The sequence below is a fragment of the Flavobacterium sp. genome (genome assembly GCF_036405015.1).
GTDB lineage: Bacteria > Bacteroidota > Bacteroidia > Flavobacteriales > Flavobacteriaceae > Flavobacterium.
Map to the genome: position 1 here is coordinate 1 of NZ_DASWYK010000108.1, position 6,763 is coordinate 6,763.

Annotated in this window: 4 protein-coding genes; 1 reads left to right on the forward strand and 3 read right to left on the reverse strand. The window is 34.2% G+C overall.

The window, feature by feature from the left end:
- Positions 1 to 1,313: alkaline phosphatase (locus VGE71_RS08370; protein WP_331137916.1), on the forward strand; the 1,313-nt coding region annotated here is incomplete at its 5' end.
- 74 nt (positions 1,314 to 1,387) lie between these two features.
- On the opposite strand, the gene VGE71_RS08375 is transcribed toward VGE71_RS08370, so the two are convergent.
- The 3 genes from VGE71_RS08375 to VGE71_RS08385 all read right to left on the reverse strand — a co-directional run.
- Positions 1,388 to 3,355 carry an OmpA family protein gene (locus VGE71_RS08375; protein ID WP_331137917.1) on the reverse strand — a complete coding sequence of 656 codons (1,968 nt, stop codon included), beginning with the start codon at positions 3,353 to 3,355 and terminating at the stop codon, positions 1,388 to 1,390.
- Between the two features lie 87 nt (positions 3,356 to 3,442).
- Complete coding sequence (locus VGE71_RS08380; RefSeq protein ID WP_331137918.1) at positions 3,443 to 4,354, reverse strand: type IX secretion system membrane protein PorP/SprF; 912 nt, start codon at positions 4,352 to 4,354, stop codon at positions 3,443 to 3,445.
- A 47-nt stretch (positions 4,355 to 4,401) separates the two neighbouring features.
- On the reverse strand, positions 4,402 to 6,763 hold a 2,362-nt coding region (locus VGE71_RS08385; protein WP_331137919.1), incomplete at its 5' end, for a gliding motility-associated C-terminal domain-containing protein.

Below are 6,763 nucleotides of genomic sequence, written 5' to 3' on the forward strand. Positions count from 1 at the left end.
AGTTAGCGCGTGTTGAAATGATCAGTGAAGATTTGCATGAAATCACGGTTTGGAACGGAAAAGGTGTTATTACACAACCCGATGTTGAAAAAATTCAGGCTATTATTAAGAAAGTTCACAGTCAGAATAAAAAGATCAGATTTTGGTCTACAAAGGATAATGTAAATACCTATATGACTTTGATGAATTTGAAAGTTGATTTTATTGGAACAGATAAAGTCGCCGAACTGACAGAATTTATAAATAATTTTAAAACGACATTTTACCAGAATACCGAATTTCATGAAACCTATGTTCCTAAAAATTCTTTCAAAAGTAAAAGGCCTAAAAACGTTATTCTTTTGATTGGTGACGGAATGGGGTTAACACAAATCTACTCTGGTTATACGGCTAATAAAGGAAAACTTAATTTGTTTAATATTCCGACTCAAGGATTTTCTATCACTAATTCTTTTGATAGTTATATTACAGATTCAGCTGCAGGCGGATCTGCAATGGCAACGGGACATAAAACCAATAATCGTTTTATAAGTGTTGATGAAAAAGGAAAACCACTTGCATCGATTTCAGAGCAACTGGCTAAGAAAAATTTTAAAACAGCTATTATTTCGGCAGGAGATATTACAGATGCAACGCCAGCTGCGTTTTATGCGCATCAGTCTGATAGAAGTTACAGCGAACCTATAGCAAATGATTTTCTTTCTAATCCATCTGATATTTTAATTGGAGGTGGACAAAAAGAATTTATAGCTAGAAAAGATGGCAAAGATTTGTCTAAAGTTTTAATTCAAAAAGGTTATACTTTCTCAGATAAATTCGCAAGTTTAGACACCATTAAAAACAATAAATTTGTTGTTTTGGAAGACGCTGCTGTAGTTTCTATGAAAAATGGTAGAGGAGATTTTTTAGCTAAATCTTTCGCGAAAGCAACAAACACTTTTGTAAAAACTAAAAATCCTTTTTTTATCATGGCAGAAGGTGCTCAAATCGATTATGGCGGACATCAAACTAATGTAGAATATGTGGTGAGAGAAATGCTAGATTTCGATAAATTGGTTGGACAGGCAGTGGAATTTGTAGATAAAAACCCAGAAACACTTTTAATTGTTACTGCCGATCACGAAACAGGTGGTTTATCTCTTATTGATGGAAGTATCGAAAAGGGTTACGTTCACGGAAGTTTCAGTACCAACGATCACACGTCAATTCCTGTTCCTGTTTTTGCTTATGGTCCCGGAGCTGAAAAATTTATGGGATTCTATCAAAACACTGCAATTTATGACAAGATTATGGAAGCGCTGTTGACAAAATAATTTTAAAAAAATAAAAATAAAAACCCCATTTCAAAATTTAGAAATGGGGTTTTCGTATTTAAAAAAATTCTAATTTACATTGCTACCACAATAAACTCGCTTCGTCTGTTTAATTGGTGTTGTTGTTCGGTGCATTTTACACCATCTGCACATTTATTGACTAACTGTGTTTCGCCATAACCTTTTGCAGTCAATTTACTAGGATCAACTCCTTTGCTTATCAACCAGTCTCTTGTTGATTGCGCTCTTTTGTCTGATAAAATCTGATTGCTTTCAGAAGAAGAACGACTGTCTGTATGCGAACGAATGTCTAATTTTAAATTCGGATATTGACTAAATGCGCCTACCACTTTCATTAATTGCGGTTCTGATGATTTTTTGATGGATGATTTTCCTAAATCAAAAAAGTTCATCGGAATATGAAGCAATTTTACCAAATCTGATCCAATATTAATGTTTGCAATTTTTACTGGTTTAACTGCTACTTTGTTAACTGCGATTTGTTTTGTTTCAATTGGTTTAATGATTTTTTGAAGCGCTATTGGGAAATCTGTTTTTCCGTTTTCTTTCTTCAAAGTAACCGAAACATCTTTTCTATTAAAATCTTCTTTTACTACTCTAATTGAATATTTCTTTCCGCATTTTACTTTATTAAAAACATAATGTCCTTTTGCATCTGATTCAATATTTTGTAAAGTATTGAAGTTTTCATCAAACAAAATAAGAGAAGCATTTGCTACTATTTCATTCGATTCAGCATCAGTAATTATTCCTGAAAGTTCTTGCTCACATACCAATTTCTTTGTTTCTGTAAATCGGTAGATATTATCCATTCCGTGTGCATTTTCACGGTTTGAAGAGAAAAATCCGTTTCTGTTTCTGCTGTCAATTGTAAAAGCAAAATCGTCTTGTTTACTATTTACTGGCTGACCAACATTCTGAATATCATCTAATGTTCCATCATCATTTATTTTTGTCACATAGACATCAAGACCTCCTAAGCCTGGGCGCCCATCAGAAGAAAAATAAAGCTCATTATCTCCTGATATAAATGGGAATGTTTCTCTTCCTTCAGTATTGATTTCTGGACCAAGATTTTGTGGTGTTCCAAAACTTCCATCTGCGTTTACAGCAACTTTATATATGTCAGATTCTCCCAAAGTTCCTGGCATATCTGAAGCAAAATACAATGTTTTTTCGTCTATGCTTAAAGCAGGATGCGCCGTGCTGTACTGATCACTGTTGAATGGTAGTTCTTTTACATTTTTCCATTCGTTATCCACCAAATCGGCTTTATACAATTTAAGAAGTGTTACCTTTTTACTGTTTTCTCCTCTTTTTCCATCAATAAAATTGTTTCTCGTAAAATACATTGTACGTCCATCTTTTGTAAAAATTGGAGAAGACTCATTATATTTTCCGTTGTCTCTTTTGTGAAAAGGTTTCACGATTCCAACACTTCCATCAGGCAGTAAATCTGCTGTATAAAATTTAGAAAAGGATTTATTGGTCCATTTAAAATTCGTTTTAGCTATTCCACCTGTATCTCTTGCAGAGGTAAAAATAATTTTCTTGTCATAAACAGTTCCGCCATAATCTGAAAAATCAGTATTAACACCAGCATCCCCAATTTCATATCTTCCAGAATTAGATTTAATTTCTGCTAGATAATTTTTCTCATTTCTAACTAAAGCTGCTCTGTTTTGTGAGGTTGCTTTTGTATTGAATAGCTCCAAAATTTGATCTGCTTTTTCATAATGTCCAACCGATTTTAAAGCTTGTGCATATCGATACAAATACTCTGGCATTTGTTCTTTGTTAATTCTAAAAAGTTCTCCATACCATTTTTCTGCATTTCTTAAATCACCAGTAAAATAATACGAATCGGCAAGTCTTTGAAATACTTTTTCGTCCTGCACTCCTTTTCTTAAGATATGTTTATATTCTTTTACGGCATCTACATACTCGTAATCATCATATTTTTTATCGGCTTTGCTAATCAGTTTTTCATTTGCTTTTTTTAGTTTTTCTTCCTTGCTCATTTTTTTCGTTTGTGCATTTATCTGGAAAAAAAAGCATATTAATAAAACTGTATAACCTATTTTTTTAATTTTCATAACTGGCATTAATTAGAAGAATCTCGGAGATATCATTTTATTATAATTATTGAAGAACTCAAAGCGAAGGAAAATTTCATGTGATCCTGAATTGTATTTTCTCAATCTAGTAGTTTCATGATCGTAGCCGTAACCAATATACATTCCTTTTGTTACCTGAAATCCAGCCATTGCACTAACCGAAGCACTCCAACGATAAGCAAGTCCAAGAACCAATTTGTCGTTAAACATAAAATTTCCAGAAACATCTACTTGCAAAGGAGCTCCTTCTACCATTTTGGTCATCAAGGCAGGTTTGAACTTAACATATTCTAAACGATCCAGATTAAAAACATAACCCGCAATTAAATAGTAGTTGATTCTGTCTTTAAAAATTGCAGTATCATCTGAATTGTAACGATCGGTTTCTATAAAATTAGGAACAGACAATCCTATGTAAGCACGGTCTGAATGAAAATAAAGTCCTGCTCCAACATTTGGCGAAAATCTATTTTTTAGACTTTGAAACTGTGGATCGTCCTGATCTTCCATCGACAATTTATTAATGTCGATATTGAAAAGATTTGCAGTTCCTTTTATACCAAAAGACAAATTCCATGTTGCCGAAGTTGGTATGGTATAAGATAAATCAGCTGATAATGTATTTTCTGTAGTAGGTCCGATTTTGTCATTTACCAAAGAAACACCAAGTCCTAAATCACTATTGCTTAAAGGTGTATTAACAGAAAATGTACTGGTTTGAGGCGCGCCTTCTAAACCAACCCATTGGGTACGATACAAACCAAAAACGCTCATCACTCCACGTGTACCTGCGTAAGCTGGATTGACTTCGATTGTGTTGTACATGTATTGTGTAAACTGCGCATCTTGCTGCGCATTGGCCACAATCGAAAAAAACATAAAAATTAAAATTAACTTTTTCATTTAGTAAGCTTTAAAACGGCTTAGCTTTCACTAAGCCGTAATCTATTTTATTTATTAATGTACAAATACCCAGATTTCTGTTGTGGAGCGTTAGCACTGTCTTTGTATTTCAAAATGTAGAAATATGTACCCACTGGCAGACCTTCTGTTTGTTTAATTGTAGATCGTCCATTAGAATATCCTCTAAATGCTCTATCAGTATTATTATATTGATCAATACTGAAAACCAGAACTCCCCAACGGTTATAGATCTCAACTGTATTATCTGGATAACATTCAATTCCTCTAATGTAGAATCTCTCGTTTTTGCTGTCTCCATTTGGAGAGAAAGCCTTTAAGACTTCAATTGTACATCCATCTAAATTGATTATAGTTGGATTATCCCCGCTGTTTGATGAATCATCTGACTGATCTTCTACAACTACTCCTCGTGAACTGCTTCCTTTTGCAATCGCCTGATTACTTACAGTCTTTCTGTTAATATCTTCCTGAGTTATTTTATAAACTGCAGTGAAATTAGTTTCGTTAGATTCATTTACAGCCAAATCAATTGATTGTCCAGAAACTGTTACTCCTGGCAACGGATCGCTTATTGTAATTCCTTTAAGCGGTACATTTCCTGTATTGGTTACTGTAAACTTGTACGTAATCGTTTCGCCTGCATTAGCAAAGCCGTCTTTATTTTCGTCATTAAATGTTGCTGTTTTCACAACTGCAATTGCTGGTACTTCAACAAAAACAGTTAATACAGCTGTTGAACAATTTAATGGATCTGCTTTTTCGCAAACCTGATATGTTAACGTATACGTTTTTCCAGGGGTATTTGGTTTTACGCTTACTGTTCCATCTGCATTCCATTCAAAATAAGGATCAGTCGTTAATGGTTTTACGATAACATCTGCCGGATTAATTGGCTGTCCGTTTATTAAATCGTTTCCTAAAACATTTACAAACTCTAAGTCTCCATTAATTCCGTCAACACTAATGTTAATATCATCTCCTAAAGTAATCTGATTTGGTGTTGCAGGATCAATTGGATCTACACTGTTTACCACCGTAATCTTCACTATTGCTGGCTGACTACAATTTGATGTATGAGCAGCTTCGCAGATTTGATAGGTTACGTTGTAAACTCCATCTGGTGTATTTGAAGCTACACTTACTGTTCCGTCTGCATTCAGTGTTACATTTGGATTCGCTACAATAGTTGTCAAAATAACATCTGATGCATTTGGTTTCACTCCATTTAATAGATCATTTGCAAAAATGTTAATAGTCGCATTCATTTCTTTTTTCACATCAATTGGCCCTTCTTCATCATTATTTGCAATGATTATTGTTGCTGCTGGTTCGATTACAGTTACTGTTACAAGATTTGAACTACAATTTGATGAATTTGCTTTGTCACAAATTGTATATGTCAATTCATAATTACCTGCTGGTGCATTTGGCGCAAGTATTGCATTTCCGTTTGCATCCAATGTTAAATATCCTTTCGGATCTGCAACAGTTGTACTAAGAACTACATCTGATGGTATCAAAGCATTTCCGTCTTTAGTATCGTTTGCAAAAACATTTATCAATGTCTGCGAAACATTTATTCCAACTACTGATGGTACAGAATCTATATTTGCTTTAATAACGCTATCTACTGTAACTCTTACCGTATTTGAACTACAGTTTCCAGAGTTCAATTTTTCACAGATCGTATATGTTAACTCATAATCGCCTGCAGGTGCATTAGCTCCTAAACGAATGCTTCCGTCTGAATTAATCGTTAAATATCCTTTTGGATCTGGTGTTGAAACTGATAAGGTTACATCTGATGGATTTAATGCAATTCCGTTTTTAGTATCGTTATCAAAGATATTTACTCCTAAATCTTTAGATGTATTTGATGGTTTAACAGATGGAATATTATCTGCATTTGCTACTAATGTTCCATTGTTTACTGCAACTTTCGAAATCGCAGTATCACAATTTGATGGGTTAGTAATTTCACAGATGCTGTATTCCACATTGTAAATTCCAGATGGTGTATTTACCCCAACAGTTACTGTTCCGTCTGCATTCAATGTTAATCCTGATGGAACATTTACTGCTGTTAATTTTACCTGTCCGTCAAGCGTGCCAATGACAGCTGGCTGTCCGTTTAAGGTATCATTATCAATTACCGAAGCTGTTGTCGTTCCTCCAATACTTCCGTTGATTGATGGCGTCAGAGTTTCTTCTACTGCATCAATTACAAAAGCATCAACTGTCACTCTTACTGTATTTGAACTGCAGTTTCCTGGATTCAATTTCTCACAGATTGTATATACAACTTCATAATCTCCTGCTGGAGGGTTAGCTCCTAAAGTAATTGTTCCGTCTGGGTTAACTGTTAAATATCCTTTTGGATCTGGCGTT